Source organism: Mycobacterium sp. NPDC050441 (genome assembly GCF_040655355.1).
Classification (GTDB): domain Bacteria; phylum Actinomycetota; class Actinomycetes; order Mycobacteriales; family Mycobacteriaceae; genus Mycobacterium.
In genome coordinates, this window is the sequence record NZ_JBFAJS010000015.1 from 1 (window position 1) to 25,245 (window position 25,245).

The 25,245-nt window shown below is 62.1% G+C and carries 24 protein-coding genes; 14 read left to right on the top strand and 10 right to left on the bottom strand.

Annotated features, from left to right (window positions below; all coding sequences use genetic code 11):
• On the bottom strand, positions 1 to 1,475 hold a 1,475-nt coding region (locus AB0I14_RS30665), incomplete at its 3' end, for a cbb3-type cytochrome c oxidase subunit I (protein WP_358030289.1).
• Between the two features lie 465 nt (positions 1,476 to 1,940).
• Between AB0I14_RS30665 and AB0I14_RS30670 the strand changes: the two genes are divergently transcribed.
• The 3 genes from AB0I14_RS30670 to AB0I14_RS30680 all read left to right on the top strand — a co-directional run bounded on the left by AB0I14_RS30670 (position 1,941) and on the right by AB0I14_RS30680 (position 5,294).
• Entirely contained in the window at positions 1,941 to 2,519 is a 579-nt protein-coding gene (locus tag AB0I14_RS30670) for a hypothetical protein (protein ID WP_358030292.1), read from the top strand.
• Between the two features lie 129 nt (positions 2,520 to 2,648).
• On the top strand, positions 2,649 to 3,437 hold the full coding sequence (locus AB0I14_RS30675) for a universal stress protein (protein WP_358030295.1): 789 nt from the start codon (positions 2,649 to 2,651) through the stop codon (positions 3,435 to 3,437).
• A gap of 186 nt (positions 3,438 to 3,623) precedes the next feature.
• Positions 3,624 to 5,294 carry an FAD-binding dehydrogenase gene (locus AB0I14_RS30680; protein ID WP_358030298.1) on the top strand — a complete coding sequence of 557 codons (1,671 nt, stop codon included), beginning with the start codon at positions 3,624 to 3,626 and terminating at the stop codon, positions 5,292 to 5,294.
• A gap of 119 nt (positions 5,295 to 5,413) precedes the next feature.
• Here the strand turns inward: AB0I14_RS30680 and AB0I14_RS30685 are convergent, their stop codons facing one another.
• Complete coding sequence (locus AB0I14_RS30685) at positions 5,414 to 6,382, bottom strand: acyl-ACP desaturase (protein ID WP_358030301.1); 969 nt, start codon at positions 6,380 to 6,382, stop codon at positions 5,414 to 5,416.
• 424 nt (positions 6,383 to 6,806) lie between these two features.
• Between AB0I14_RS30685 and AB0I14_RS30690 the strand changes: the two genes are divergently transcribed.
• A complete protein-coding gene (locus AB0I14_RS30690; protein WP_358030304.1) occupies positions 6,807 to 7,514 on the top strand; it encodes a DUF5642 family protein in 708 nt (235 codons plus the stop codon).
• A 71-nt stretch (positions 7,515 to 7,585) separates the two neighbouring features.
• Here AB0I14_RS30690 and AB0I14_RS30695 read toward each other — a convergent pair whose 3' ends face one another.
• Positions 7,586 to 7,999 carry a CBS domain-containing protein gene (locus tag AB0I14_RS30695; protein ID WP_358030306.1) on the bottom strand — a complete coding sequence of 138 codons (414 nt, stop codon included), beginning with the start codon at positions 7,997 to 7,999 and terminating at the stop codon, positions 7,586 to 7,588.
• A 386-nt stretch (positions 8,000 to 8,385) separates the two neighbouring features.
• Here AB0I14_RS30695 and AB0I14_RS30700 point away from each other — a divergent pair, with 386 nt between their 5' ends.
• Positions 8,386 to 9,117 carry a GAF and ANTAR domain-containing protein gene (locus AB0I14_RS30700; protein WP_358030310.1) on the top strand — a complete coding sequence of 244 codons (732 nt, stop codon included), beginning with the start codon at positions 8,386 to 8,388 and terminating at the stop codon, positions 9,115 to 9,117.
• A 16-nt stretch (positions 9,118 to 9,133) separates the two neighbouring features.
• Here the strand turns inward: AB0I14_RS30700 and ppk2 are convergent, their stop codons facing one another.
• The gene (ppk2, locus tag AB0I14_RS30705; RefSeq protein ID WP_358030312.1) at positions 9,134 to 9,997 is read right to left on the bottom strand and encodes a polyphosphate kinase 2; all 864 of its coding nucleotides are present in this window, start codon (positions 9,995 to 9,997) and stop codon (positions 9,134 to 9,136) included.
• A 428-nt stretch (positions 9,998 to 10,425) separates the two neighbouring features.
• On the opposite strand from ppk2, the gene AB0I14_RS30710 reads away from it, so the two are divergent.
• Together AB0I14_RS30710 and AB0I14_RS30715 are read left to right on the top strand one after the other, a co-directional pair.
• Positions 10,426 to 11,127: a hypothetical protein gene (locus AB0I14_RS30710; protein ID WP_358030315.1), complete on the top strand. Its 702-nt coding sequence runs from the start codon at positions 10,426 to 10,428 to the stop codon at positions 11,125 to 11,127.
• A gap of 731 nt (positions 11,128 to 11,858) precedes the next feature.
• Positions 11,859 to 12,074, top strand: a complete 216-nt coding sequence (locus tag AB0I14_RS30715) for a hypothetical protein (RefSeq protein ID WP_358030318.1) — start codon at positions 11,859 to 11,861, stop codon at positions 12,072 to 12,074.
• Between the two features lie 304 nt (positions 12,075 to 12,378).
• Here AB0I14_RS30715 and AB0I14_RS30720 read toward each other — a convergent pair whose 3' ends face one another.
• The gene (locus tag AB0I14_RS30720; RefSeq protein ID WP_358030321.1) at positions 12,379 to 12,783 is read right to left on the bottom strand and encodes a DUF1761 domain-containing protein; all 405 of its coding nucleotides are present in this window, start codon (positions 12,781 to 12,783) and stop codon (positions 12,379 to 12,381) included.
• A 180-nt stretch (positions 12,784 to 12,963) separates the two neighbouring features.
• On the opposite strand from AB0I14_RS30720, the gene AB0I14_RS30725 reads away from it, so the two are divergent.
• The 4 genes from AB0I14_RS30725 (at position 12,964) to AB0I14_RS30740 (ending at position 15,876) form a co-directional block, all read left to right on the top strand.
• Complete coding sequence (locus tag AB0I14_RS30725) at positions 12,964 to 13,695, top strand: hypothetical protein (protein WP_358030323.1); 732 nt, start codon at positions 12,964 to 12,966, stop codon at positions 13,693 to 13,695.
• A gap of 81 nt (positions 13,696 to 13,776) precedes the next feature.
• Entirely contained in the window at positions 13,777 to 14,349 is a 573-nt protein-coding gene (locus AB0I14_RS30730) for a helix-turn-helix domain-containing protein (protein WP_358030325.1), read from the top strand.
• Between the two features lie 254 nt (positions 14,350 to 14,603).
• Positions 14,604 to 15,155 (top strand): YaeQ family protein, encoded by a 552-nt coding sequence (locus tag AB0I14_RS30735; RefSeq protein WP_358030327.1) that lies wholly within the window; start codon positions 14,604 to 14,606, stop codon positions 15,153 to 15,155.
• Between the two features lie 151 nt (positions 15,156 to 15,306).
• Positions 15,307 to 15,876: a DapH/DapD/GlmU-related protein gene (locus tag AB0I14_RS30740; protein ID WP_358030329.1), complete on the top strand. Its 570-nt coding sequence runs from the start codon at positions 15,307 to 15,309 to the stop codon at positions 15,874 to 15,876.
• 159 nt (positions 15,877 to 16,035) lie between these two features.
• Here the strand turns inward: AB0I14_RS30740 and AB0I14_RS30745 are convergent, their stop codons facing one another.
• Positions 16,036 to 17,175 carry an LLM class flavin-dependent oxidoreductase gene (locus AB0I14_RS30745; protein ID WP_358030332.1) on the bottom strand — a complete coding sequence of 380 codons (1,140 nt, stop codon included), beginning with the start codon at positions 17,173 to 17,175 and terminating at the stop codon, positions 16,036 to 16,038.
• A gap of 741 nt (positions 17,176 to 17,916) precedes the next feature.
• On the opposite strand from AB0I14_RS30745, the gene AB0I14_RS30750 reads away from it, so the two are divergent.
• The gene (locus AB0I14_RS30750) at positions 17,917 to 18,468 is read left to right on the top strand and encodes a YaeQ family protein (protein ID WP_358030335.1); all 552 of its coding nucleotides are present in this window, start codon (positions 17,917 to 17,919) and stop codon (positions 18,466 to 18,468) included.
• A gap of 51 nt (positions 18,469 to 18,519) precedes the next feature.
• Here AB0I14_RS30750 and AB0I14_RS30755 read toward each other — a convergent pair whose 3' ends face one another.
• On the bottom strand, positions 18,520 to 19,161 hold the full coding sequence (locus tag AB0I14_RS30755; protein WP_358030338.1) for a TIGR03086 family metal-binding protein: 642 nt from the start codon (positions 19,159 to 19,161) through the stop codon (positions 18,520 to 18,522).
• A 63-nt stretch (positions 19,162 to 19,224) separates the two neighbouring features.
• Here AB0I14_RS30755 and AB0I14_RS30760 point away from each other — a divergent pair, with 63 nt between their 5' ends.
• Positions 19,225 to 20,172, top strand: coding sequence for a WYL domain-containing protein (locus tag AB0I14_RS30760; RefSeq protein ID WP_358030341.1), 948 nt, complete (start codon positions 19,225 to 19,227; stop codon positions 20,170 to 20,172).
• Between the two features lie 170 nt (positions 20,173 to 20,342).
• The gene (locus AB0I14_RS30765) at positions 20,343 to 21,257 is read left to right on the top strand and encodes a decaprenyl-phosphate phosphoribosyltransferase (RefSeq protein WP_358030343.1); all 915 of its coding nucleotides are present in this window, start codon (positions 20,343 to 20,345) and stop codon (positions 21,255 to 21,257) included.
• 169 nt (positions 21,258 to 21,426) lie between these two features.
• On the opposite strand, the gene AB0I14_RS30770 is transcribed toward AB0I14_RS30765, so the two are convergent.
• The 3 genes from AB0I14_RS30770 to allB form a co-directional block, all read right to left on the bottom strand.
• Complete coding sequence (locus AB0I14_RS30770; RefSeq protein ID WP_358030346.1) at positions 21,427 to 22,230, bottom strand: ParA family protein; 804 nt, start codon at positions 22,228 to 22,230, stop codon at positions 21,427 to 21,429.
• Positions 22,231 to 22,427: 197 nt separating this feature from the next.
• Positions 22,428 to 23,576, bottom strand: coding sequence for an SGNH/GDSL hydrolase family protein (locus tag AB0I14_RS30775; protein ID WP_358030603.1), 1,149 nt, complete (start codon positions 23,574 to 23,576; stop codon positions 22,428 to 22,430).
• Positions 23,577 to 23,752: 176 nt separating this feature from the next.
• Entirely contained in the window at positions 23,753 to 25,120 is a 1,368-nt protein-coding gene (gene allB, locus AB0I14_RS30780; protein ID WP_358030349.1) for an allantoinase AllB, read from the bottom strand.
• Positions 25,121 to 25,245: the final 125 nt, after the last annotated feature.

The window sequence follows — 25,245 nt, forward strand, 5'->3', positions numbered from 1 at the left end:
ACGAACGGCAACGTCGAGATGCCCAGGATGAAGGCACCGATCGTGGAGATCACGTTGAGCGTGGTGAAGCCGTCCGACGGCAGGTAGTCGGCGTAACGACGCGGCATGCCCTCGTCACCGACCCAGTGCTGCACCAGGAAGGTGAGGTGGAAACCGATGAAGGTCAGCCAGAAGTGCAGCTTGCCCAGGCGTTCGTCGAGCAGACGTCCGGTCATCTTCGGGAACCAGAAGTACACACCGGCGTAGGTGGCGAACACGATGGTGCCGAACAGGGTGTAGTGGAAGTGCGCGACGACGAAATAGCTCTCGGTGACGTGGAAGTCGATCGGCGGGCTGGCCAGCAGCACGCCCGAAAGACCGCCCAGCAGGAAGGTGACCAGGAAGCCGACCGAGAACAGCATCGGCGTCTCGAATGTCAGCTGGCCCTTCCACATCGTGCCGATCCAGTTGAAGAACTTGATGCCGGTCGGGACGGCGATCAGGAACGTCATGAAGGAGAAGAACGGCAGCAGGACCGCGCCGGTGGCATACATGTGGTGCGCCCACACGGCGACCGACAGGGCCGCGATGCTGATGGTCGCGTAGACCAGGGTGGTGTAACCGAAGATCGGCTTGCGGCTGAACACCGGAATGATTTCGGATACGACACCGAAGAACGGCAGGGCCAGTACATATACCTCGGGGTGGCCGAAGAACCAGAACAGGTGCTGGAACAGCATCAGGCCACCGTTGGCCGGGTCGTAGATGTGGGCGCCGAGTCGGCGGTCAGCGGCCAGGCCGAACATCGCGGCGGTCAGCAGAGGGAACACGATCACCACGAGCATGGAGGTGATCAGGATGTTCCAGGTGAAGATGGGCATCCGGAACATCGTCATACCCGGTGCGCGCATGCAGACCACGGTCGTGATCATGTTGACCGCGCCGAGGATGGTGCCCAGACCGCCAACGGCGATGCCCAGGATCCACAGGTCCGCGCCGACTCCGGGGGAGTGGATGGCGTCGCTCAGCGGCGTGTAGGCGGTCCAGCCGAAGTCCGCGGCGCCTCCGGGGGTGATGAAGCCGCCGAGGGCGATCAGCGCACCGAACAGGAACAGCCAGAACGACAGCGCGTTCAGCCGCGGGAACGCCACGTCGGGTGCGCCGATCTGCAGCGGGAGCACCAGGTTGGCGAACCCGAACACGATCGGGGTGGCGTAGAACAGCAGCATCACCGTGCCGTGCATGGTGAACAGCTGGTTGAACTGCTCATTGGACAAGAACTGCATCCCGGGTTCGGTCAGTTCGGTGCGCATCAAAAGTGCCATCACACCGCCGATCCCGAAGAACGTGAAGCAGGTGACGCAGTACATGATGCCGATCAGCTTGTGATCGGTCGTGGTGATGAGCTTGTAGATCAGGTTGCCCTTAGGGCCTGTCCGTTCCGGAAGCGGACGACGTGCCTCGAGTTCTCCGATTGGAGGGGCTTCGGCAGTCACAAACAAATCTCCTCTCTAACACCCTCACCCACGCACCGATCAAGGGCTGACTCGGCGGTTCTGACTATCAGGCAGTTGGCGGCGATTCCCACAAGGTGTCCAGTTGGCTACCACTGTTTCTCGCTCGGTCCCCACGCGGAAGGGCCATAAGTCCCTATCGAGAGAGGACATCTTCCCGCCGCAAATCACGGTCGCAATGCAATCGCCGTATAGGGTCCATCGCCTTGAAAATCAGGGACTTTCGGCCCTTCGCTGTTTGTGCAGAGGCCAGTGGCACTCGTGAGATATCAGCGGGATGGCGGGCACCGTGGCAGAAACCCATGCGGCAAAGGGCATTTCGTCGTCGATTTGACGGCAAAGGTCCTCAAGAGTCAGAGCATCGAGCGGTCTTTATCCTCTTGCCCTGGTGCGGCGTGCCTCCACACGATGGAGACCCCGGGATTCGACACAAGGAGGTTTCTGTTGATGCACTTCACCTTCGGCGCCGGACGTTGTTGGATCGTGCGGGCGCTGGGAGCCAATCCCATTATTCGGCTCAGCGACCGGGCGGAGGCAGTCGCAGCCGTCCTGGTTGTCACTCTGCTCTTGACCGCTACGGCAATCGCTGCTGCGATCACCACCACCGTCCATGACAGCCGATCTCATCAATACGCCCAACTGGCAGCGACTCGCCACACCGTGCAGGCCCGCGTGATGGCCCGAAGCAGAGTGCCTTTCGGGAGTACGGAAAGACAGTTCGAAGCACCGGCTCGCTGGCCTACCCCTCTCGGAGAGCGGTCCGGTTCAGTCTTTCTCAGCCACTCGGCTGAAGCGGACGATCAGGTCGACATATTCGTCGATTCCAGCGGCCGGCAAGTGCCGCCACCACCCCCTCGATGGCAAGCCGGCGTCGACGCAGTGTCCATTGGGGTTGCCGTTTGGTTGGTGTCTATTGGCGTGATAGGCCTGGCGGCGTCCGTGGCGCAGCAGTGGTTGATGCGTCGGCGTTATCGAAAGTGGGACGATGAGTTGCGCTTGCTGAAAAGCGATAGCGGTGCATCGTGATCAATCGGGTTGTGAACACACAATTTTCGCTGAGGTCGTTGGGTGTTTCGGTTGTTCCAACCGACGCGAGAGCTGATTCGGGTCTTTGGACTCTAGTTTCGAATGAGAGATAGCCGCTACTTTTTCGGCGTGGCGTCGGCACCCGAGGTTCTTGCAGGCGATGCGCCGGATGGTCGCGAAGGCCGGCCCGTGTTGGTCGGAATTGACGGTTCTCGTGCGTCACTACGCGCTGCTGAGTGGGCGGTTGACGAAGCTGTCGGCAGAAGTGCACCCCTGCAAATGATTTACACCACGCCGCAAGATGCGCTATGCGATCGCGTTGGCCGTGACGCCGTCGAGGAAGCTGCTGCGAAGGTTACCCCAGCGCTAGGGACCGTCCCCGAGGTGCGCGAAGTCGGGTTACTAGCCGACGAACTCGCTCGGTTGTCATCGGATGCGTCACTCATCTGTGTAGGAGCAGCCGACAAATGCACCGCCGCCATGCTGATAGCGAACTCACGCTGTCCACTTGCGGTCATCCAGGGATCAGCCAATACGACGGCGATTGCCGTGAACTGGGTGCTGGTGCCGATCAGCGGTTCGGCAGCAATCGACCGCGCAATCTGCGAAGCGGTCGCAGAAGCGCGCCTTCGCCATGCCAAGGTTCTCCTGTTGGCCGGCCACGGAACAGACGGAATCCAGATGCACGAGGACGCTTTGCAACGTCGAGTCAATCTCCTACGCAAGACATTTAGCGATATCCCAATCAGCGTCATCAAATCAAACGACCTCAACAAGCCTCTGAATGGGCAGGACCCGGCAACTCGACTCCTGGTTCTGGCCAGGTCTCCCAACGGTGCGGTGTGGAATCGTGCTCTGCCAGTGATCACTTGGGTGTTACGTCAGGGAAGTTGCCCGATGTTGGTAATTCCCTGCTGATGAACAGACATGACCCTGTATGGCGTCCAAGGCGTGCGGTCGGGCGTTGCTGCCACACAGGCCGCCCCGACAGGTATCTCTGCGGAAAGCAGTGACAATGGCCAGCGGACCCGACTGGATCGAAAATAGGACCGGCGCAACACCTTCTGGCCAAGGTGCGCCATTGATATCTGGAAGGTACGTCCCATGGATGCAGACGTTATCGTCATCGGCGCCGGCATAGCGGGTCTGGCCGCTGTCCACGAACTGGCGAGGCGGGGCAAGAAGGTTGCCCTGGTCGACCAGGAAGGCCCCGCCAACTTGGGCGGTCAGGCCTTCTGGTCGCTCGGTGGAATCTTCTTGGTCAACAGTCCCGAGCAACGGCGCCTCAGAGTGAGGGACACGGTTGCGCTTGCCTGGGAGGACTGGCAGGGGAGTGCCCAGTTCGATCGTCTTGACGACCAAGACCTTTGGGCGAAGAAATGGGCTCGCGCCTATGTGGAATTCGCCGCAGGAGAGTTGCGGCCGTGGCTGGCGAGTCACGGCGTGAGATTCCTGCCCACCGTAGGGTGGGCAGAGCGCGGCGACCTGCGCGCCGACGGACATGGCAACTCGGTGCCTCGATTTCACATCACTTGGGGAGCTGGCGCCGGTTTGGTGGCACCGTTCGTCAACTTGGCCAAGCTGGCCGAGCTCGACGGACACGTACGGTTCTACCACCGGCACCGTGTCGATCAGCTACTCGTCAAGTCGGGTGCGGTTGTCGGCGTGCGTGGCACGGTGCTCGCGCCCGACACATCCCCCCGAGGCGTCTCCACCAATCGGGATCCGTGCGGTGAGTTCGAACTCACCGCTGCGGCGGTGATCGTGGCGGCCGGCGGTATCGGCGGGAGCCAGGAGATAGTACGTCAGTTCTGGCCAAAAACCCTTGGAAGCCCGCCGAAGAACATGATCACCGGTGTTCCTGCCCACGTCGACGGTCGCATGCTCAACATTGCTGCTGACTCCGGAGCGCGATTGGTCAACCGCGACCGCATGTGGCACTACACCGAAGGTGTACGCGATTGGAGTCCGATCTGGCCCCACCACGCAATCCGCATTCTCCCCGGTCCGTCGTCCATGTGGTTCGATGCCCTGGGCCGACGACTGCCCGAACCGTATCTGCCCGGCTACGACACCCTGGGCACTCTGCGCTACCTACGCACTGACCCCGATATCGCGGCCTACGACCATTCGTGGTTCATCCTCAACCAGAAGATCATCGAGAAAGAGTTCGCCCTGTCGGGTTCCGAACAGAACCTCGACATCACCAACAAGAGCGTCCGGGCGATTGTCCGAGACCGCCTGCTCAACACCAAGGCACCCACGGCTGTCGAAGCTTTCAAGCGGCATGGCGCAGACTTCGTGGTGGCCAGGACACTCGGTCAACTCGTAGGGGCGATGAACCGAATGACCGATGAGCCTCTGCTCGATGCGGCCCTGGTACGGGCACAAATCGAGGCGCGTGATCTACAGATGGCCAACCCCTTCAGCAAGGACGCACAAGTCCAAGGCATCCGCAATTCGCGGCGTTACGCCGGAGATCGCTTGACCCGCACCGCCGTTCCGCACCGCATTTTGGACCCCAAGGCAGGGCCGCTGATCGGCGTCCAACTACACGTCATGACTCGAAAGACACTGGGCGGCATCCAAACAGACCTTCGCTCACGCGCGCTCGGGCTGGACGGACAACCCATTGATGGTCTCTACGCCGCCGGTGAAGTCGCCGGCTTCGGGGGTGGAGGGCTGCACGGTTACAACGCGCTGGAGGGGACGTTCCTCGGTGGCTGCCTGTTCACCGGTCGCACGGCTGGGCGTGCCGCAGCAGACTCACTCTGAGATCCGGCCACAGGGAACCGCGGTCGCACGGTTCCCTGTCGTGGCCCGACCCTAGTGATCCATTGCCGGTAGTCCGGCCCACATTCCAACCTGCACAGTGCTTGTCCCGCTCCTGTCGCTCAAGCAAGTCTCTCGGCATTGCGGGCTGCGCGGCTGAGCCGGCGCTCCTTGGCCGCGTCGAACTTGACGCAGGATTCTTCCAGCTTCTCGATCAGGACACCCAGATCGTCTCTCGCGCGCGCTCCGTCACCGGTGAAATCCTCGCGTTCGAAGATGCGCCACTTCCTGAGCTGAGGCATCACGATTTCCTCCAGGTGGACGCGCGGATCGTAAATGCCGCCGACGGCAATGGTGACCGCCTTGCGGCGAAACGCTGGGATGGTGTATCCGGGCATCGTGAAGTTGCTGAGAATCCGGTACACCGAAGCCATGGCCTGATTCGGCGCGAGTTCGAAGCCTGCCGCGGAGATGTCGCGGTAGAAAAGCATATGCAGGTTCTCGTCGGATGAAACTCGTTGCAGCAGTTGATCGGCGATTGGATCGTTGCATGCCTTACCGGTGTTGCGGTGAGACACCCGCGTCGCCAGTTCCTGGAAGCTCACGTATAGGACGGAGTCGAGGGGGCTATCGGCGAACAGGTCACCCTGCTGATTCTGCCCAGGGGAGAACCCGCGGGTGATCTGCTCGACGCGCAGTTCTTCGAGTTCGATCGGGTCGCAGGCACGCGTCACCACAAGATAGTCGCGCAGCGCCAGGCTGTGCCGGTTTTCTTCAGCGGTCCAGCGCTTGACCCACTGACCCCACGCACCGTCCATGCCCACGTTCATCGCAATCTCACGGTGATAGGAAGGCAGGTTGTCTTCGGTGAGCAGGTTGACCACCATGGCGAGCCTGGCGACCTCCGACAACTGAGACTGCTCGGGGTGCCAATCCTGGCCGCCCAGGGCGTAATAGTTCTTGCCGTCCGACCACGGAATGTAGTCGTGAGGATTCCAGTCCTTCGTCATCGACAGATGCCTGTTGAGCAGGCGCTCTGCCATCGGTTCCAACTCATGCAGCAATCGCAGATCGTTCGAGTCCTTCGGCAAAGTCCCTCCTGAGCCTGTACCTGTTACTTGCAGTCTCATTCAACGGGTCGCGTTGGAGCGCGGGTAGGGACTTTTGTCATCGCTCGCTGTTGTGGGCCGCCGGCAAATCGGCGGCTACGCGAGCATGTTTGCTAGATCAGGACTTTCGGCCCTGGCGCGGCTTCGCTCTAAGGAGTAGTCAGGAGGCATGCACAGCACGGCGCGCCGAGGAATCCTCTGAAACGTGCTCTGCCGACGAGCGAATGATCGGGGGTCAAATCTGGTGAGTTGCCGCTGAACTACGCCCTCAGGCCCTTCGCTGTATCCACTGGAGGCTGAACAAACCGTGTCTGACACAGACGATTCCGACTCCGCCCCGCGTTCAGACAGCGGCGGCGAGACCGACTCTCAGCAACGGCCACGTTTGTCGCGGCGAGGTTGGGTCTTGCTCGCCGCCGCGACGATCGTCGTGGCCTCGCTCGCAGGTGCAGGGGGCTGGGAGCTGAACAGCCATATCAACAACAGCAGTACTTCCACGGCAGCTGACAAGCAGTGGCTGATCAAGATGGTAGATCTGGCTGCCCAGTTCCCCTCTGGGTTCCACCTGACATTTGCCGATGCCACTGATGTGACGGAACAGTCTCTTCCTAAGCAGGAGGACATGACGCAGGGGGCCACCGTCATCCCGGCAAACTGCGCCAACCCGGCCGAACGGAACGGCGGCACATCGCCACCCGTGGGGGCCATCCTCGACAGCCTTACCGGAGTAAGCCAGGGCCGCCTGCTGCAAGTAACCGCTTTGGTGTCCCCCCAGCCGATACCGGTCCAAGATGTGCCCCCGCACTGCGACGCGGTGGTGTTCTACAAGGCCGGCCTCATCCAGGGCTTCACGGGCTCGGTCGTGCTGCCCCCGATCCCCGACGGGGTGGCGGTGAAATCGAGCCAGGCCGTGCGGGTCAGCTCCACCATCACAGACGGCACCGGACCCACCATCGATACCGTCCGCTACGTCTACCGCGCACTGCTCGACGACCTGCACACGGTCACCGTGACTTACACCGGCCAGATCAACTCCGGGCCACTACGTGACCTCGACCCGACTCCGGCCAACCAACTGTTCACCCAAGCACTGGCAACACTGCATACAGCGTGACCGTCTTCGAACCGCATTGTGGCCGTGTCAGATCCACCGCCGCGCGCCGACGCGACAATCGGCCGAGGAGCTCACACCGCGGGGTCGGCGTCAGCGGCATAGACACCGAGCAGGTCACGGGCCGAGACGATGCCCACCAAAACACCAGCGCGCTCTACCAGGATGTGCCGGATGTGGCGGTCGGTCATCCGAACGGCCACTTGTTCGACGGTATCGGAAGCCTCGCACCAGACCAGATTCGTGCTCGCCACATCGACGGCGCGGAGGGCAGTTGGATCCCGATGGGCGGCGATGACACGTATGAGGTCACGTTCACTCACCAGTGCTACTGGGCGGTCCTCGTCGCCAACCACCACCGCGCCGATCCCGGCCTCGGCCATGGCCTCCGCCGCCATTGCGACCGTCGCATCGCAGGGCACCCGAATTACTGCATCACCGATGAGATCTGCGACGGAGATCGAACCCGCTGAGAGAACGTTGATCATGGCACGATCGTGGCATTTCGTATCGGCTGCCAATAGGGACTTAAGTCGTCTCGTCGGCCATTCCCTGTGCCGCAGGGTGCACGACGCCAAGATCAGCGTGAGTGCAGCAGTGGATCTTTCACCGTGGCGAGCGCACCTGAACAGGGGCAGATCCTCCATACTCGCCACTGCGGTCCGCCGCCGTGCCCGGCGCCCCGTGGGGACGTTTGAATCTTTCGACGGGGACTAAAGTCCTCTCGCCTTCGTAATCGACATCGCCGCCACTCCCAATGTGGGAGCGTCAATAATCGCCTCGGCCGCTTTGGGACCGCCTGGTCTCTGGCCGGGGTATCCATTGAGGGCCGCAGTCGAAATCGGAATGGGTTGCGATGCATAAAGTTAACGCCGTGCGGATTTGGTCGTCGCTGACCAGTCGTGTCCGAGATGAGGCTGGCCCGCTGTCGCCGCATCTGGCGTGTTCGGCCTGCGCCGAGGAACTCGGTATCAGCGGAGTCAGCCTGCTGCTCACGACGGGCCTGTCCAGGCTTGAGCTGGCGTCTACCACAAGTCAGCGAGTTCGTGAGCTAGAAGAGTTGCAAGCGACGGCCGGCGAGGGGCCTGGCATTGATGCGCTGGAATCGGGCTGGCCAATTCTCGCCGAGGACTTGACCTCCATCAGAAGCAGGAGCCGATGGCCAGTTTTTGCCGCCCAGGCGGTCAGTCGGGGAGTGCATGCCATGTTCAGCCTGCCGCTGGCTTTGGGTGCCGTCCCGCTGGGGGTGTTTGACCTCGTCCACGACACCCCCGGCGAACTGGGTCACAACCAGTTGCTCGATGCCTTGCTGTACGCCGACACAGCCCTAGCGCTGGCGATCGATGCCCGCAGCGGGATTACTCCACCGCTGGGTGTGGGAATCGATCCTGGCGAGGAGCCGGCTCTGTGGCGTTCGGAAGTCCATCAAGCGATCGACATGGTTGCGAATCAGTTGGGCATCACCGTCGTCGATGCCTTGGTGCGCTTGCGTGCATACGCATTCGGCAGCGAACTCACTCTGGCTGATGCCGCCCGGGCTGTGGTTCAGCAGCGTTCGAGGATCTTTCCCGGTCGGATCGAACCGGGCGACGCGAGAAGTAGGTGACGGTAGTTTCCCTCTGCTACTCGCGGTCGCCGATCAGGGTCGCCACGTGATCGTCAACGTATCGGGACAAGTCGCGCGACGGGCGTCGATAGTCATCTGCTTGCACTGGCTGTGTCGGGAGCGTGACTTTTGGCCGTTCCACATTATCGTGATCGATGCTGGATAGCAGATGCGCCATCATATTGAGCCGCGCATGCTTCTTGACGTCGGATTCGACGATGTACCAGGGGCATTGAGGTGTATCGGTATGAACCATCATCTGGTCCTTGGCCCGCGAATAGTCCTCCCAACGGTAGACCGATTCCAGATCCATCGGTGAGAGCTTCCACTGCCGGACAGGGTCATTCAGCCTTGACCTGAACCGACGCAATTGTTCTTCGTTGGATACCGAGAACCAATACTTGCGCAACAGAATCCCGTCTTCGACCAGCATCTGCTCAAAGATCGGCGTCTGGCGCAGGAATAGTTGATGCTCTTGTGGCGTGCAGAAGCCCATGACCTGTTCGACCCCTGCTCGGTTGTACCAAGAACGGTCGAACAGCACGATCTCGCCCTTTGCGGGGAGGTGCGCGATGTATCGCTGGAAATACCACTCACCCCGTTCGCGTTCGGTTGGTGCCGGCAGTGCGGCCACCCTGGCGACCCGCGGGCTGAGGTACTCGGTGATCCGCTTGATGGTGCCGCCTTTACCTGCGGCGTCGCGGCCCTCGAATACCACCACGACACGCGCACCGGTATGCCTGACCCACTCCTGCAACTTCACGAATTCAGTTTGCAGCCGGAACAACTCGGCCTCATACACCTTGTTCGAGAGCTTCTTCTGACCGCTGAGTGACAACTTCTTCTTCGCCGACGGTCCTTCGTTGGATGCTGCACCCATACATAGATCCTAAGACCGCGCACCTGCGCATACCCGGGCACTCCCGGCAGAGAGGGATGCGAAAGGCTCACATCGCGGTACCTGCGGCTGTGGGCAAGCGAGGCCGCACTGTTCTACGAGGGAAGCATTGGTGGAAAGCGCCCGAACGCCGGAATGAATAGGTCTCCGTCGCTGGTTGCCTGGTGCACGGAACCTGCCCAAGCGGTTTGAGCTGCGGTATCCAGATGTGCATTTCCTCCGGCGCCTCGGCGCCGGGAATTGTTGGGGGAGTGCCGCCGGAGGGTCAGGTGCCGCTCCGACTGGCACCCGCCGCGTTGCCGCCGCAATGGCAGGCAAGTCGTCCGAAAGTTGGCCGAACAAGGACTTTTGGCCCTGCTCAAGGGGAACCGGTGTGTGGCAACTTGAGAACCAGTCGAGTAAGGGATGCAATGCTGCACGAAAGACGAACGCTGCTAACGATCTTCGCGGCGCTATCAACCGTTCCGATCGCCTTCGGATACGTACTGGTCTTGGCGGGCGCAGCCGATCCCAGGTTGACTGGAAATATTGCAGCATTGACCACCTGCCTCGGCATTACTGGTGTTCTGGCGACGCCATTGATCTGCGTAGAGAGCCGTGGGTTGTCGACTCGCCGAAGAATTTCAGAACTGGTTTTTGTATGGACCATTATTTCAGCAGTCGCTCAGTTCTTTTGGGAACTTCCGTGGCTGGTGTTGCATCGAGCGCTCGATGGTGTAACGGAGGTCGATCGGTGGGCGTGGCTGTGGTGGCTGTACGGGACGGCAGACAGACGCTGGATCGAAGCGGACCCGTTTGTTGTCGGCATGGAATCGTCGATGGTGGCCACAGGCGTGCTTGCGCTTCTTGCGTTCAAGGCAATTCGTGCCGCGGAACGGCGCAGAGCCGCGGCATACGAGATAGTCATTGGCCTCACGCAATTCGTGCTGGTCGTTCTGTACTACCTTGTGGAAGCACTGGCCGGCAATCCGAGCATCACTAGCAATGTCTACGAGATCGTCGTCAAGTACATCTACATGAACTCATTCTGGTGCGTCTTGCCGCTCATTCAGATTTGGCACGGATTCCAAATCCTTGGCATTCGTGAAGTCGACAGCGCCGCGATCGTCTGATTCGACATGTCACGGCCACGCGCAACGGGCCGGGACGCCGCGCTGCGGAAGCCCACCGAGGCGGCAGCGGGCGTCTCCGGCCACCAATCCGCCGAAAGTGCCTGCAGAGCAGTGGCATCCGCGTCCAGGCACCAAACTACGAATCGTCACTGTGACGAATTGGTCGAGGTGAGCCGTGACGGGGGTTGGGTCAACATGAGTCGCCGCGAGCGGTTGACCGGTGCGCGTAGCGGTCGCACGTAGCCAGACGCCGGCAGCTTGCCACGGATCCTTGGCAAGCCAGGCCATCGTCACGACGTTTGTGCGGCTTACGCATCGCACAGCGGCGCCACGAGCGAGACGGATGACGATTGACACGAGAACCGCGGTAAGGCGAAGAGATTGATTGCACGCCGCCGGCCCGCGGGTTATCGCCAGGTTGGAGATGTACCGATAAGCTACATTATGTCAAGTAAACTACTCCGTTTTCATCTGATGAATCATCTCCAGCCTGGTCGCCCCATTGGTCAGTCGCTGACTCGGTCGAACGAATATGCAGGAATCGAATATGCAGGTTTGCCAGTAGTACGCGCTATTGCGAGTCCCGGTCGCGCACCCCATTTGGGCTGCCGCTCAACCTTTTCCACCCGTGACGGAGGTGCTGTCGCAGCGACTCTGAGCAACTGCAAGGAAGAGGTCGTCGACAATCACGTCGAGTATGAGTGCTTCCGTTCGCGCCGTAGGCTCACGGCATGCACAACGTGACTCTGGCCAGCACCGCGGCAACGGCGACGCTGACGCTGACGGTGGCGCTGGCGGCCTATTCAGCGTTGATCCTCGCCTGCATCGCGGTGGCGATCGACGGCGCCCGCCGACACCGACGACGCCGGGCGATCGCCGCCGCAGTGATGGTTGGGGTGCTGACCCTGGGCGGGCTGATTATGGCGATTGTCAGCAGCGTCGCATGAACCCTCACAACGCGGTGAGCGTGAACACCGGATGGTTGGCGGCGTCAACACTCCCGGAACTTGCCATCGACGACCTCGCCCGTCCGGCCGCCGCTAGCGAGCTGGCCAGCAGTCAGCACCTCTCCCCTGTCACACTCCACCTGATTCGCCGCTTAGCAACGCCGGGAATACGGCGGGATCGAACACGGAGGGCTACCAGTAAAAAGCCCCCGTTTTCATCAGGTGAATCGTTTTCAACCCGATCGGCCGGATCGGCACTGGCGTCGCCAGGGCCAGCGTTGATCGCCAAACGGCCTTCGAGTTGCTAGAACAGCCCGATCACGAGAGCCATCGTGAGGAACAGCGTGAGTTGGTAGGCACTGTTGATGATGGTCAGTCGGGGCGGCTTCAGTTCGAATGCGTTGTGTTGAACCAGCGTTGTGACCGAGAAGGCCAGCCACGCCGCGAAGCCGACGACAATGGCGAGCCACACCGAGTGGCCGCCGGTGGCCGTGAAAGTGACCTCGACCGCAGCCCCCAGACCTGTCGCAGTCACCGCATTGGCGAGCAGCAACTGAGCCATGTTTCGTCGGCTTGCCGCTTTCGATTGCTCTGGAGTGATGCCAGTCAGGTTCCACCACGCGGTGGCGAAAAGCTTTCCGTACCATACGCCGGCTACCGCCATTCCCACGGCGGTGGCGACTACAATGCCGAGCCAATTCATATGCATAGCAAGGCTCCTGGGCTGATTGTGAGCAGGCGCGGCATCGAGCCCTGGTCTACGTGATGCGTGATGCCGCCGTTTCGTGCGATCCGCATATGTCGGTTTCCCCTTCCGTCCATGGTGACGCAATGCACATGTAATATACAAGCGCACAATCAAAAGTGAAGTGCGACTCGAGGCGGTGGGATGACCGGGCTACTCAACGAGGTTCTTGACGCCTATGGCGGCGCTGAACGTTGGAGGTCTATTGCGACGATTACCGCTCGGGGGCGCTTGGGTGGCTTGCTGCCCCGGCGTTTTCCCGGCAGCAAGTTGTCGAACTTCGCTGTCGAGGTCAGACTCGCCGAGCGGCGCACCGTCCTTCAAGACTTCCCGCAGGCCGGCCAGCGCGGCGTGTTCGACCACGGCGAGACGCGGCTAGAAAGCCGTGGCGGTGAGGTAATCGATGTCCGAACCGACCCTCGTTCAGCCTTCTTTGGACTGAGCGGAATCCGCCGTAACCTCCGTTGGGATCCCCTCGACACGACCTACTTTGCTGGATACGCCTTCTGGAACTACCTCACCTTGCCGCACCTGCTTACCCTCGACGGCGTCACCGTGACAGACGGCGGCCCCTGTCAGAAGTCAGGTCGTCAATGGCGGCGGCTCCTGGCCACGTTACCTGGTGACATCAACACCCACTGCCGGCAGCAGACATTTTATGTGGACTCCGACGGCCTGATCGGTCGCCACGACTTCCTCGCCGAACCCGTCGGCGCCTGGGCCAATGCCGCGCTCTACTGCAGCCAGTATCGCTGCATCGATGGGATTGTTTTTCCCACCCGGCGGCGCGTATTTCCGCGGGGTCCCCGAGCCAGTGTCCTGCCTCAGCCCACATTGCTGGCGCTCGACTTCGACGAGATCGAGATCGAATATTGAGCTTGGCGCAAAGCAAAGAAGGAGGCGCTACCCATGCGGTCATACGGGCAGTACTGCGGCTTAGCACGTGCACTCGACGTCGTGGGCAATCGGTGGAGCCTGCTCGTCGTGCGCGAATTGCTCTCCGGCCCAGCGCGCTACGGGCAACTCCAGGCCGGGCTTCCCGGGATTTCGACTAACCTGCTGACTGATCGCCTGCGTGAACTGGAAGACGCTGGAGTTGTTCATCGCCAGCTAGACAGTGATAGCAACAGCGTCGCCTACGCACTCACGGCCTGGGGGCACGAACTCCGAAGTACCGTTGCCGCGCTGGTGAGTTGGAGTAAACCCCTCATGGTTTCCGGCCCGCAAAACGACAGCTTCCAACCCCATTGGCTGATGGTGGCGCTGGAGTCGCTGCTGGGCAGCAATCGGACCAAGGTTCCTGCAACGGCCGCTATCGAGGTCGACGGCACAACCCTGATTGTGCGCATAGACAAAGTCGGCACGCACGTTGGACTAGCGGTCGATGAACAACCCACTACCGTGCTCCGCGCCGAACCCTTAGTGATACTTGGCCTAGCCGCCGGCATGCTCACAGTCCAGCAGGCAATCGCTGCGGGAAACCTCACCGGTGACCAACACGACCTCGCCGCGGTATTCGACCCTCACTGACGCGACATCGCCAGCAAACAACTGGACCGTTCGCAGCGCCGCGATGATGGTCAACGGCATAGCCGCCGCATTGCCCCGCGGTCAGGCTCTCTCCCCTTGCCAAACCTCAGGAGATCCACGATTAGCTCGTGAGGGACACGGGACGCCGGTTAGGGGGCCTATCGGTGGCGACTCGATCCGACGGCTAGCGCGGCGGCCTGACCACTCAAGCGGCCCGACTGCCCGGGGAACACCACCTGGGTGGACACTATGACGTGGCCCTTTCTGCAACAGTGTTCAAAGTCGAACTTGGCGTCTCCGATGTCGATCACGGTTACTACGCCGATCACACGCTGACCGTGGCCCGTCATCCCAGTGAGACCGATGAGCGGATAGTGGTGCGGTTGTTGGCGTTTGGGCTGCGCGCACACCGACTCAGCGACGTCGACGGTGAGTTGGCGTTCGGAGCGGGCCTGTCCACCCCTGGCGTACCGGACTTGCGGCTCGCCGACTACACCGGCCGGATCCTGGAGTGGATCAACGTCGGCCAGCCCGACGAACGCGCCTTGGGCAAGGCGGCCAGCCAGGCCGACCAGGTGCTGCTCTTCCCGTTCGCCGCCGGCGTGGCCACCTGGTGGCGCACCGTCGGCCCCAAAGTGGCGGGGCTGCCGAACCTGTCGGTCGTGCAGATACCACACGAACCAGTGCAGCAACTGGCCCAGACCGTCGACCGACGGGTCTCGGCGCAGGTCATGGTGATCGAAGGTCAGGTGACGATGACCGTAGGCGAAGTCGACGTCACCTTCACGCCCGAGCCATTGGAATGAACGTCTGAGCCCGAGGTGCCGATTGGCCGCCAGCCGTGTTTTTGGTTGTCGTGTAGCTCTTTCCGTCCACCGCCACTGAACGTGGTTGCCAAGTTTCGCGGTGAGGTGAGTCGCCATACGAGATGTTCGTGGCCGGTGACAGGATCGAGATATGAAGAAGTACGCGGCACGGCTGATCCCCAGAGGTACTGACGAATCGCGCCATGTGGTTGAACGGGTCCAGGTTGTCATGGACCTGACGTCGCAGCTGAACGCCCTACGGCACTCGGATGTGGATAGTCGCAACTCGTTGCTGAAAGAAATCCTGGGACAGTCGCTGCCTGAGACCACCACAATCTACCCGCCGTTTTATTGCGACTACGGGCTAAACCTACATCTGGGCGCCCGCATTTTCGTCAACCAGAATTGCTCGTTCTATGACCTTGGGGGCATCACAATCGGCGACCGCACAATGATCGGGCCGGGCGTCACGCTGTGTACTGCGGGCCATCCCGTAGAACCGGCGGCGCGGTTCGACGGCATCACTGTCTCCCCAATCAATGTCGGTACGAATGTGTGGATCGGGGCCAACGCGACTATCGCTCCTGGTGTCACGATCGGTTCAGGGTCGGTCGTTGCCGCGGGCGCGGTCGTGGCAACGGATGTTCCGCCAAACTCACTCGTTAGCAGCGCTGGTCATGTACACCGACGCGATCTTGGCGATGCCACCCATAACGTGTAGGGCCAGACCCTGAGCAATCGTCAGTCTCGAGGAATATGCACGAATCGAATATGCAGAATTACCAGCAGAAGTCTCCGTTTTCATCAGATGAATCAGCCCTGGCCCTGGACCACCGGCTCGGGTCGTGACCATGAATCTCCCGATGGATAACCTTGGCCCTTAGAGTCGTCGCATTCCGCGGATCACTTGCAGGAAAGGCAAATTCGACTCAAGCCCCTTGCGCAAGCTCGGCTGCAGCGTGCTGATGTTGCCCAGCGTGATGTGGCGCACGCCCTGGTTTCGCCATTCGGCGGCCTGTTCGATGATGTCGTCGGGGGTGCCGGTCAGCAACCCCTCCTTGAGCAAGGATTGCGGAACCTGCCGGGTGTAAGACAGTGCGGTCTGTTCATCGATCAGTTGGGGCATGATGTCGGTTGCTCCACCGGCAAGGCCGAGCGGATGTGAAACGCCGTGGCGCTCCCACCAAGCTGCTGGGGCGAGCAGTGCAGTGGACTTGATGGCGTCGCTGCTTAGCGCCGCGTCGACGTCGTCGCGGTTGCGGCCGACGACAGCGAATCCTTGCCAGGCCCCTTTGATCGACATGGGATCGCGGCCGGCGTCGGAGGCGGCGCTTCGAACTGCGTCCAATCCGGCGGCGTAATCGGTGGGGGCGATCAGCGCTGGTACCCAGGCGTCGGCGTAGCGGCCGGTGATTCTGAGCATGCGCGGGCCGTGTGAAGCGACCCAGATCTCGGGCCATTTCCCTTTGACGGGCGGTAACTCGAAGGCGGCATCGTGCAGCGGGAAGTACGGCGAGTCACGCGAGATCAGCTCGCCGCGGGAGTTCCACAGGGCGCGGATGGTGGCCAGAGCTTCTTCCAGCCGTGTGACCGGTTTAGCCCAATCCACCCCGTAGGGTTCGTTGCCCTCGCGCTCACCAGTGCCGATGCCCAGGACCGCCCGCCCGCCAGTGAGCAGGTGCAGCGTGGCAGCGGCTTGGGCGGTAACCGCGGGGTTGCGTCGACCAGCATCAGTGACGCTGACACCCAGACGCAGCCGCCCGATCCGGTTGCGCGCCGCCAGATGGCCCAGAATCGTCCACGGTTCGAGGATCGCGTCCACGTTCGGCACCACACGCGCTGCACCGACGTAGCGGCGGCTCGCGATCGACCGCGGGAACAACGAGTTCAGATGATCGCCCACCCAAAACGAGTTTGCACCGGCGACCACAGCGCCAAGGTAATTAGCGCGCAACGGCACCGTCGGCCATGGATGCGCATTGACGATCTGATCGAACACACCCACCCCGAACCGGCTCACCGAATTCGACCGTCGCCCCATCTGGCTTCCCCGTCCCTCGCTGAGTCGAAGAACATAAGTATCGCCGCCTAGAGACAGCACAGTGAACGAACTCGGGAAGTTCGAGGAGCCGAGGCAGTCGGTCCACATACGACCGGACGCCCGCTACCCCCCGAATGACTCCCAACTTTGTGAGCAATCCACGCCGATCAAGTACCCCCAAACGACTCCCGAATTCGTGAGCAAACGACTCCCGAATCCGCAATCAAAATCAATCGTCGCCATCAGCGAGGATCTTCACTGCTTCCATGATGCGGTTACGCACACGCTGTTCAACGATCCGCTCACTGGGTCCGCCCATGATTGATGAGTATGCGTCAGCGCAGGTAATCGACCGAGACCCGATTCCGGGAATGAACGCCGAGTCGCCATTGACCGAAGCCATCAGAAAACTGGCGGACAGCCACCGGGCGGGCCGGCCCGCCCGGTGATGACGACCGAGCCACCGCCAGGACTGCTCCCCCAGCATCGGTCACATCAATATCCGACAAACGCCGGAATACGGCAGAAACGAATACGGAGGGGTACCAGTAGAAGTCTCTGTTCTCATCGGATGAGTCAGGCTCGTGCGCCCCCGTTTCGATGCGAAAGCCCCCCACTCAAACGTCGCACGGTACTGACGGCCCGTCCACGATTAGGGCGGCCTGACCACTCAAAGCGGCCCGACTACTCGGTGGGCACCACCTGGGTGGACACTATGACGTGGCCCTTTCTGCAACAGTGTTCAAAGTCGAACTTGGCGTCTCCGATGTCGATCACGGTTACTACGCCGATCACACGCTGACCGTGGCCCGTCATCCCAGTGAGACCGATGAGCGGATAGTGGTGCGGTTGTTGGCGTTTGGGCTGCGCGCACACCGACTCAGCGACGTCGACGGTGAGTTGGCGTTCGGAGCGGGCCTGTCCACCCCTGGCGTACCGGACTTGCGGCTCGCCGACTACACCGGCCGGATCCTGGAGTGGATCAACGTCGGCCAGCCCGACGAACGCGCCTTGGGCAAGGCGGCCAGCCAGGCCGACCAGGTGCTGCTCTTCCCGTTCGCCGCCGGCGTGGCCACCTGGTGGCGCACCGTCGGCCCCAAAGTGGCGGGGCTGCCGAACCTGTCGGTCGTGCAGATACCACACGAACCAGTGCAGCAACTGGCCCAGACCGTCGACCGACGGGTCTCGGCGCAGGTCATGGTGATCGAAGGTCAGGTGACGATGACCGTAGGCGGAGTCGACGTCACCTTCACGCCCGAGCCATTGGAGTGAACGTCTGAGCCCCACGTTGGTGAGTTGTCCTGACACCTGGCTCGTAAGCTCCTAGCTCGGATCCCGGCCGTTCCAGGCGACGAGACGGTCGATGACGGGCGCGTCGTCGTCGATCGGAACCGCCTCGGCGAACGGGACGGCGACCTCGTCGAGGCCCCTCGCGGCGGAGATCTCCTCGTACAGAGCTCGGCGGTTCTCGGCAGGAAGGATCTGGCGTGCCGCCTCGAGCGCCACGGCGACCACCGTGTCGTCCCAGTCGGGCCGCTGACCGGTCGCCGTCGCAAGATCCCAAGTGTGGACGGTCAGCTCGGAGAGGTAGGACGCCAGTACTTCGGCGCCGCTGCCTTCGATCCACGGCAGTGCCATGGGTCGTTCGAGCACGACGTCATCGCTCCAGGCATCGGCGGCTCGTCTCCCCGACTCCCTCCACGCATCGGACCAGCGATCCTCGGGGACAGGAATCTCGGTGACTGCGAAGGGATCTTCACCGTTGCCGAGCGCAGCAACTCGGTCAAGCACGCCGATCAGGTGTGCGAGCAGTGCTCGCACGTTCATGTCTGCGCATGGCGTCGGGTCCGTGAGTCGCTCCGGTCGGACGCCGGCGATGACGACCCCGCCGGTGGCGATGGCACGGTCGAGGATTGGCCGGGGATCGTTGAGATGGTCCGTGATGGAACTGGTCGGTGTGATCATGGCGCCAGTGTGCCGACCCAAACTGGTCACCTACTGACCGGTTTGATGTGAGAGTGTGATCGGGTGCGAGCCGACCGGCTAGTAGCCATCCTCCTTCTGCTGCAACGGCGCGAGCAGGTCACAGCATCGGAGATCGCCCTGGAGTTGGAGGTGTCCGAGCGCACCGCCCGCCGCGACCTCGAAGCGTTGAGCGTCGCCGGGGTGCCCGTGTACTCGATGCCCGGCCGAGGCGGCGGGTGGCGCCTCTTGGGTCGCGCTCGCACCGATCTCTCAGGGCTGACCGCGAGCGAGGCTCGCGCCTTGTTTCTGGTAGCCGGACCCGCCTCGACGGCAACCCCGGCCGTGAAGGCTGCTCTGCGCAAGCTCGTACGCGCGCTGCCCGAACCCTTTCGAGAGCAGGCCGAGGCAGCCGCGACATCGGTCGTCGTAGACCCACGAGGCTGGGGATCCAGCCAGCTCGAGCCCCGACCACCCCGGTTCCTCGACGAACTTCAAGAAGCGGTAGTCCGTGGCGTCCAAGCACGGCTCGGCTACGTCGACCGCAACGGCTCGGAGACCCAGCGGACCGTCCACCCACTGGGCATCGTCGCCAAGGGCCCGACGTGGTACCTGATCTCCAATACGGAGGCCGGTCGACGGACCTTCCGGATCGACCGTGTCTCGTCGGTCGAGTTGACGGACGATCCCGTCCAACGGCCCCTGGGATTCGACCTTGCCGAGAGCTGGCGCGAGATCGCCGACGAGGTCGACCGAAGGCGCACCCCCGTCGAGGCGCAGGCCATGTGCGATCCTGACGGGCTCGGCCTGCTCCGGATGATGCTCGGGAGCCGCCTCGAAGTTGGCGGTTCCACGCCCGACGGCCGGATCGAGATCGTGGTCCGCGGCCACAACGAGTACGTCCTCGCAGGCGAACTTGCGTGGCTCACCGAATTGCTCGAAGTCACCGGCCCGCAGGGCGTGCGCGACCACCTCGCCGCGATCGGCACCGCGCTTGTAGCGCGGTACACCTGAGTCGGTCGCCACCCGATCGGCGCGAGCACGGTCGCCGAGTTCTTTCCCTACTGTCCTGGCCAGGAAGGTTCGTAAGGCCGTCAGACCGAGCCAATCAGCGTCAACTCCGCGTAATTCTCGGGCGCGCCGGTACGACGTGCACTGAAAGCGCTAGTCGATAATCACGACTTGTGAGCGAAGAAGTGTCGACCCGCGTCGGGCCGCCTCCCAACCTGGCCGTCGGCATCATCAAGGCGCTACGACCTCGGCAATGGATCAAGAACGTCCTGGTGGTGGCTGCGCCTTTGGCGACTCTCGGCGGCGACGTCGACTACGACTACCGCGATCTCTTCCTCAAGGTCGGTGTCGCGTTTGTGGCGTTCAGTTTGGCTGCATCCTCGATCTATCTCGTCAACGACGCCCGTGATGTGGATGCTGACCGCCAGCATCCCACCAAACGCTTCCGGCCGATCGCCGCCGGGGTGGTCTCCCCCGCCCTTGCCTATTCGTTGGCGATCGCACTCGCCGCGACCACACTGGCGATCTCGGCTGCGGTTGCACCACCCCTTGCGCTCGTGATCGTGGTGTATCTGGCGATCCAGCTCGGCTACTGCTTCGGCCTCAAACACCAAGCCGTACTTGATATCTGCATTGTCTCCTCGGCCTACCTCATGAGAGCGATTGCTGGTGGCGCGGCGACTGGAATCCCGCTGTCACAGTGGTTCTTGTTGGTGATGGCGTTCGCATCGCTGTTCATGGTCGCTGGAAAGCGCTATGCCGAACTGCAACTCGCTGAGCGGACCGGTGCGAAGATCCGGAAGTCGCTGGAGAGCTACACCAGCACGTACCTGCGGTTTGTGTGGACGATGTCCGCCACAGCCGTTGTTGTGTGCTACGGACTGTGGGCGTTCGAGCGCGATGGGAATTCCGCGTCGTGGTTCGCCGTGTCAATGATCCCGATCACGGTCGCAATCCTGCGCTACGCCGTCGACGTCGACGGTGGCATTGCCGGTGAGCCGGAAGACATCGTTCTCAAAGACCGCGTGCTGCAGATACTCGGCCTCACATGGATTGTGATCATGTGTGCGGCAATCGCTTTAGCTTGAGTCGGCGGTAGGTGCACGTCCCGGACGGTTCCCCTACGCTACGGGCACTCCGCCGGCAACCAGACGTCCGATCATCGGCAACCGGCAACAACTTGTTGCGATCTCGCACATGACATGTGACTGCGCTGACACTCGTTATCCCGTTTCCCCCTACTATATTTCGCTGGAATCACCGGTCGCTCGTATTTCGGCCCAGCAGGTCGCGCTCCAGGAAATCTCGGAAGATTCGCGCGAGATTCGTCGCGATTGGGTCGGAGCAATCACCGAGTCGGTTTCCGAGTTGAAAGGCCTCGTTAACAACGGCCCGACGTGGCAGCTCAGCACGGACCTCGTCGCCAAATTCCGTCTGTACCCGTTCCCTGATCGACTGGTCGATGCCGTTTCGACGGTCGAAACCGGATAGAACTACACCACACCACCTGAGTCGATGTGTTCGTTGGATACGCTCAACTCTGTCACGGGCCTCGCGTGCTTTGCGTACCGCATCAAGAGTCGGAGTGATCGGCGCGTACGCAACATCACCTAGATGCATTGCCAAGGCTTCCAGTGAGCCAGTGCGGCCGCCGGTGTCGATCAAGATAACCTCATAACGGGCAAAGATGCCGGCAGCGTCAAAGATCGCCCGCAACAATCCGGTGTCCGGTACGCCGAAGCCTGCAACACGGCCTAAGGAAGCACCTGCAGGTAGCAAATCGATGCCGGGCCATCTAGTTTCAATGATCTCCTCATCGATTCGCTTCGCACCCTTGTCGGGATTCCCCCAAAAACTGATATCGGCATCCTCAAGCACTGAACCCAAGCCGGTCGAATGCTGCGACACTCCAAAGTGATTAGACAGATTTCGCTCTGGGTCTACGTCGACTAGCAACGCGGAGATCCCAGCCCGCGAGGCCTCCCCCGCCAGCATCATCTGCCATAGCGTTTTCGCTGTTCCGCCCTTACCGGAAAGCACCAGCACCGAAACAGCTACCATTGCGAGCCTCTATGCAAAGCCTGACTCACCTCGCTGCATTCCTCCATCGTGTTCGCGCTGTTGCCAGACACCGTGCGTTCTCACCGTATATGCCGAGCAGCGGATATCCTTCGTCACTCGGCCGGACGGGAACGGTTTCGCCACCCGAAAGGTCCACTGGTCAGTATGTGGGCTTTACCAGGAGGTCGGTGTCGCATCTACATCAATGCCAATGCGACGAACCGTTCTGCGATGAGCCGATGGGTGTCGGCGTCCGGGTGCAGATTGTCGGGTAGCGGATGTGCCGCCTCGTCGCGAGGTCCGTACAGGTCGAGACCATCGACATAGGACAGATGCGGATCCTCGGTCTGGCGCTGCGCCACGATCTGAGTGAGCTGCTCGCGGATGCTCTGGAGGGTGAGCCGCCGTAGCCCCGGGCTCGGAACCTTCGCGTCGGCCGGGTCGCCCAGCGCAATAAAGCGAATCGTTCCTGCCGACAGCGCTTCCTCATCGAAACTTCCCGGCCCTGGCGTAGATTCGTGAATCGGACAATGCAGTGGGCCGATGACCATGATTGGCGTTGTTGGATGCCCGTCACGGATGGTGTCGAGGAACCCGTGCACAGCGGGACCGAACGCGCGTTGGCGCATCAGGTCCGAATTCACCAGGTTGATACCGATCTTCACGCTGATCAGGTCGGCGGGGCGGTCACGAATCGCCCTGGCGACGAACGGATCCAGCATTGCACTACCCGAAAAGCCCAGATTCACCAGGTCGAGGTTCGCATGAGCGGCCGCCAACGCGGGCCATATGGTGCTGGGAGTGGCGGCGTTGGATCCCTGGCTGATCGAGCTGCCCTGGTGCACCCAGATGGGTCGGCCAGCCGGAGCGGCTGCGATCGGTGCATCCGTACGCAAGGCCATCAATTCGACTCGCTCGTAATGCGGCAGCCAGAGCTCGATCGTCTTGTCCTGTGGCGCAAGCCCGTCGAAGCGAAGGGTCGCCGCCTCGCCTTGCTCTATCTCCGTCGCACCCGTTGCCGGGTCGATGCGCACCAGATCACCGCCATACACCGACGCATGCTGAACCCGCCGACCATCGACCAGCAGATCCACGGCACCGTCGGCACGTGGCGGCACGCCGGTCAGCACAACGCGTGTCCGCAGCAGATCGAGCTCGACCAGTGTCGCGGTCGTGCGCACCGCGACGCGCACACCCGAGGGCTGCGCTTCAGCGCTCAACAGTTGCGGGTCGTCGCATCGCGCACGTGCGGTGCGCGGCAAGCGGTGTGGAAGTTGGCCGCGGCCAGTATCTTCGAGCTCTGCAAGTCCACGGAATAACTCGATGGTTATGGGGTGCGAGATTATGACGAAGCTCCTCGAGGTCGTGCCCCACGCTACCCGAGCTCCCAACTAAACGCGCCGCAAATATGGCTTCCAGCCGCGCTGTGTGATCGCCGGCAAGGTGAGCACTCGCATCCCGGCCTCCGCTGCGGCCTCGCAATTCTGCCCAGTTCAATTGGAGCAGACCACGTCGCCGTGCGCTAGACGCCACCGCGGCGCAGCATCCGACCTTGTGCCGTCTGGAAGTCAATCTTCTTGCCGCGCAACCAGGTACTCCTCACGACACCGGCGAGTGCGCGTCCGTCATAAGGGCTGATCGGATTCTTGTGGTGCAGCTTGTGCACGTCGACGACCTGTGCGGAGTCGGGCTCGAAGATCGCGAAGTCGGCGTCGTAGCCGAGGGCGATCTTGCCCTTGGTGTTCAGTCCGGCGAGCACGGCGGGTTTGGCCGCCATCCACTCGAGCACCTGCGTGAGCTTGATCCCGCGACGCTTGGCCTCGGTCCAGATCAACGACAGGCCGAGCTGAAGGGACGCGACGCCGCCCCAGGCAACGCCGAAGTCACCGTTCTCGACGTCCTTCAGGTCGACCGTCGACGGTGAGTGGTCGGAGACGATGCAGTCGATTGTGCCGTCGAGCAGGCCCTGCCACAGCAGTTCCCGATTCGACGCCTCGCGGATCGGCGGACAGCACTTGAATGCGGTGGCCCCGTTGGGGATTTCTTCGGCGAGCAGCGTCAGATAGTGCGGGCATGTCTCGACGGAGATCCTGACGCCATCGCGTTTGGCGGTCGCGAGCATCGGCAGTGCGTCCGACGACGACAGGTGCAGGATGTGCGCGCGGGCACCGGTCCACCGGGCGCGCTCGATGACCTCGGCGATCGCCACGTTCTCGGCGCCGCGCGGTCGCGACGCGAGGAAGCGTTCGTACCGATCCCCCTCAGCCGAGGGGGCATGGTCGATGGCGCGGGAGTCCTCGGCGTGCACGATCATCATGGAGTCGAAGCCGGCCAGCACGGCCATGTCCTTCTCCATCTCGTCCGCGTCGAGATGCGGGAACTCATCGACGCCGGAGTGCAACAGGAAGCATTTGAAGCCGAACACGCCATCGTCGTGCAGACCGCGCAGATCATCGGTGTTGCCGGGGATCGCGCCGCCCCAGAAACCGACGTCGATGTGCGTCTTGCCCGCTGCGGCCGCACGCTTGGCGTTGAGTGCTTCGACATTGACCGTCGGCGGAATCGAGTTGAGCGGCATGTCGATCAGCGTGGTCACACCGCCCGCCGCTGCGGCGCGGGTGGCGGAGTCGAACCCCTCCCACTCAGTGCGGCCCGGCTCGTTGACGTGCACGTGCGTATCCACCAATCCGGGGATCATCACCTGCTCGTCGGTGAGTTCGACAATCTCCGCGCCGGTGAGGCCACTCCCCAGCGGCTCGATCGCGACGACGCGACCGTCGCGGATACCGATCTCGCGAGCGACGATTCCCGCCGTCGTCAGCGTGCGTTCGCCGCGGACCACCAGGTCGAATTCAGGGTGGTTCGGCGTCTCGGGCGCGTCGGCGGTCATCGGCAGCTCTCCATGGCTAGCAGCATAATTCCTCATCGTGGAAATGACACTCCACCGTTCGGCCAACTCTAAATGTGAGCACCGACACAGTCAATCGCGCCAAAAGCTTGACAGGCAGTGTCTGG

Coding starts and splice junctions, on each gene's coding strand:
- allB (WP_358030349.1), bottom strand. CDS start 25,120: ATGACCGCCGACGCGCCCGAGACGCCGAACCACCCTGAATTCGACCTG.
- AB0I14_RS30710 (WP_358030315.1), top strand. CDS start 10,426: ATGCTGCACGAAAGACGAACGCTGCTAACGATCTTCGCGGCGCTATCA.
- AB0I14_RS30715 (WP_358030318.1), top strand. CDS start 11,859: ATGCACAACGTGACTCTGGCCAGCACCGCGGCAACGGCGACGCTGACG.
- AB0I14_RS30720 (WP_358030321.1), bottom strand. CDS start 12,783: ATGCATATGAATTGGCTCGGCATTGTAGTCGCCACCGCCGTGGGAATG.
- AB0I14_RS30770 (WP_358030346.1), bottom strand. CDS start 22,230: ATGGTAGCTGTTTCGGTGCTGGTGCTTTCCGGTAAGGGCGGAACAGCG.
- AB0I14_RS30740 (WP_358030329.1), top strand. CDS start 15,307: ATGAAGAAGTACGCGGCACGGCTGATCCCCAGAGGTACTGACGAATCG.
- AB0I14_RS30695 (WP_358030306.1), bottom strand. CDS start 7,999: ATGATCAACGTTCTCTCAGCGGGTTCGATCTCCGTCGCAGATCTCATC.
- AB0I14_RS30680 (WP_358030298.1), top strand. CDS start 3,624: ATGGATGCAGACGTTATCGTCATCGGCGCCGGCATAGCGGGTCTGGCC.
- AB0I14_RS30755 (WP_358030338.1), bottom strand. CDS start 19,161: ATGATCACACCGACCAGTTCCATCACGGACCATCTCAACGATCCCCGG.
- AB0I14_RS30725 (WP_358030323.1), top strand. CDS start 12,964: ATGACCGGGCTACTCAACGAGGTTCTTGACGCCTATGGCGGCGCTGAA.
- AB0I14_RS30670 (WP_358030292.1), top strand. CDS start 1,941: ATGCACTTCACCTTCGGCGCCGGACGTTGTTGGATCGTGCGGGCGCTG.
- ppk2 (WP_358030312.1), bottom strand. CDS start 9,997: ATGGGTGCAGCATCCAACGAAGGACCGTCGGCGAAGAAGAAGTTGTCA.